Origin of the sequence: Streptomyces niphimycinicus (assembly GCF_018883605.1) — a bacterium.
GTDB lineage: Bacteria > Actinomycetota > Actinomycetes > Streptomycetales > Streptomycetaceae > Streptomyces > Streptomyces niphimycinicus.
Map to the genome: position 1 here is coordinate 1 of NZ_JAHLEM010000152.1, position 2,728 is coordinate 2,728.

Consider the following 2,728-nt stretch of genomic DNA (forward strand, 5'->3'; position numbering starts at 1 on the left):
CGGCCCATGGCCGGGTCCACTGCACGAGCGAAACCGGCGAGCGCGGCGTGGTCAAAACGGACTACCGCTACGGCCGCGACCCGCACAACCTCGCCCACGTCTCCACCGACCAGCTCCTGGACGGCTTCTCCAAAATCCTCACCCAATGCCGGGCGGTGCTGCGCCCGGGCGGCACCGTCGTCGTCACCACCCGGCCCTGGCGCACCCACGGCGAACTCATCGATCTACCCTCCGCCGTCCTGGCCACCGGACAAGCCGCCGGACTCGTCCCGGCGGAGCGCTGTGTCGCTCTCCTCGCCGGCATCCGCGACGGCCGGCTCATCGCTCGTCCCTCGTTCTTCCATCTGAAGAACGTCCGCGACGCCCGCCGCCAAGGAATCCCCCTCCACCTCGTGCAGCACGAGGACGTTCTCGTCTTCACCCGCCCCGAGAAGCCCTCAGCGATGTCCCAGCCGCTGTGTACTCGCCGCGAGCGGCAAGCCGGGACCAGTCGCTGCGGCTACCCCCGATCCCATCGGAAGACAAGGCTGTGAACGCGCGCACACGAAGCGGGCGAGCCCTGACACCGGCCGCTACCACCCCAAGCTCCCCAGCAGCAGTGCGCCAGGGCCAGGAAGCGGATGAGCCGCCCGAGGTGACCGTGATCCTCCCGGACGGTCCTGTGCCGCTCACCCCGCATGCCGCCAAAGCGCTGCTGGCCTTCATCCGCGACGAGTACCAGCAGCGCCGCACCGTTCATCACAGCGGCTGACCACCCACGACCGGGCGAAGACACGGTGGACGGCTGGCCCTCCGGGCCGAGCCAGAGGTACGACGGACGACCACCGTCCACCGTGCGCAGTAAGCGATCCCAAGGAAAGACCCCCTCATGCCCCGTTTCGCCTTCGCCGGACGCTGCTCCACCGAGGACCTCCAAGACCCGGAGACCTCCCGCAACTGGCAGCTCACCCGCGCCCGCGCCCTCATCGAACCCGCCGGAGGCGAAATCGTCGCCGAATACTTCGACGCCGGACACTCCCGCGCACTGCCGTGGAAACGCCGCCCCCAGGCCGCCGCCCTCCTCACCGCCCTGCGTGACCCCCACCGCGGCTTCGACGCCGTCGTGATCGGCGAACCCCAACGCACCTTCTACGGCAACCAGTTCGGCAACACCTTCCCCCTGTTCACCCACTTCAACGTCCCCCTGTGGGTCCCCGAAATCGGCGGACCGATCGACCCCGACAACGAAGCCCACGACCTCGTCATGTCCGTCTTCGGCGGCATGAGCAAAGGCGAACGCAACCGCGTCAAGATCCGCGTACGCACCGCCATGGGCTCTCAAGCCAAGATCGAGGGCCGCTTCCTCGGCGGCAGACCGCCTTACGGCTACCGGCTGACCGACGCCGGCCCCCACCCCAACCCGGCCAAAGCCGCCGACGGCAAACGCCTCCACCGCCTCGAACCCGATCCGGACACCGCCTGGGTCGTAGTCCGCATTTTCACCGAATACCTCGAGGGGAAGGGGTACTACGCCATCGCCGAAGGACTGACCCGCGACGGCATCCCCTGCCCTTCCGCCTATGACCGCGACCGTAACCGGCATCGCGAGGGCCACGCCTGGTGCAAGGGCGCGGTGCGCGCCATCCTCGTCAATCCCCGTTACACCGGCCACGAAGTATGGAGCAAGCAGCGCAAGGACGAAGTCCTCCTCGACATCGACGATGTCACCCTCGGCCACCGCACCAAAATGGCCTGGAACACCCCCGACCGGTGGATCTGGTCGGCACAGCCAGTCCACGAGCCGCTCATTTCCCAAACCACATTCGCCCACGCCCAGGCCAAGCGCCACGCCCGCAGCACCCAGACACACCTGGAACGCAAACCCCGCCCCACCACCCGCGGCTACGCCTTGCGCGGCCTGATCCGCTGCGCCATCTGCCAGCGCAAGATGCAGGGCACCTTCAACAACGGAAAGCCGCACTACCGCTGCCGCTACAACGCCGAATACGCCAAGAACGCCGCACTCGACCACCCACTTACCGTCTACGTGCGCGAGGAAGTCATCCTCCCTGAACTGGACAAATGGATCGCGAAGACCTTCGCTCCCGGACAGTTGACGGCCACTCTCCAAGCCATGCAACAAGCCCAGAGCCCAGAATCACCCACCACGACAGCCGCCGCAGCGGCACGGCGCACGATTGCCGAATGCGATCGGCGCATCGTCCAGTACCGGGCCGCACTCGACGCCGGGACCGACCCCAAGCTCGCCACCGAATGGATCAACCAGGCCCAGAGCGAGAAAGCCTCAGCTCAGCAAGATCTCCTCACCGCGACGGCAGTCCAGCCCGAGATCCTCACAGAGGATCAGATCAAGCACATGGTCTCCGGACTCGGGTCGATGACCGACCGGCTCCTCGCCACTGCCTCCGAGCACAAACGCCCCCTGTACGAGAGCTTCGGTCTCGCCCTGACCCTCGACATGCAAAAGCGGATTGTGATCGTAGAATCACAACCCGCTCATACATGTACATATGGTAAGTGTCCGAGGGGGGACTTGAACCCCCACGCCCGATAAAGGGCACTAGCACCTCAAGCTAGCGCGTCTGCCATTCCGCCACCCGGACAAGGTGTGTCTCCGCGGCGGGCCGCGGCGACATGGACAACGATACCAAGGTTTCGGAGTGCGTTTCACCTGCGTATGCCGGGCGCCCACCCCCGGGCCGACCTGGGGGGACGGCGGGGATGGGCG

The 2,728-nt window shown here is 66.9% G+C and carries 1 protein-coding gene, 1 tRNA gene and 1 pseudogene; 2 read left to right on the forward strand and 1 reads right to left on the reverse strand.

The genetic code is table 11. The features are described 5' to 3' along the window. Together KN815_RS15160 and KN815_RS15165 are read left to right on the forward strand one after the other, a co-directional pair. A pseudogene (locus KN815_RS15160) lies at nucleotides 1–533 on the forward strand (site-specific DNA-methyltransferase); the annotation flags it as partial. Between the two features lie 335 nt (nucleotides 534–868). Then, nucleotides 869–2,554 carry a recombinase family protein gene (locus tag KN815_RS15165; RefSeq protein WP_216342462.1) on the forward strand — a complete coding sequence of 562 codons (1,686 nt, stop codon included), beginning with the start codon at nucleotides 869–871 and terminating at the stop codon, nucleotides 2,552–2,554. Here the strand turns inward: KN815_RS15165 and KN815_RS15170 are convergent. Further along, nucleotides 2,519–2,603: transfer RNA gene (locus KN815_RS15170), tRNA-Leu, on the reverse strand. The genes KN815_RS15165 and KN815_RS15170 overlap by 36 nt on opposite strands. Nucleotides 2,604–2,728 lie beyond the last annotated feature (125 nt).

Bases quoted from the DNA above. Each gene is read 5' to 3' on its own strand.
- KN815_RS15165 (WP_216342462.1), top strand. From the start codon at position 869: ATGCCCCGTTTCGCCTTCGCCGGACGCTGCTCCACCGAGGACCTCCAA.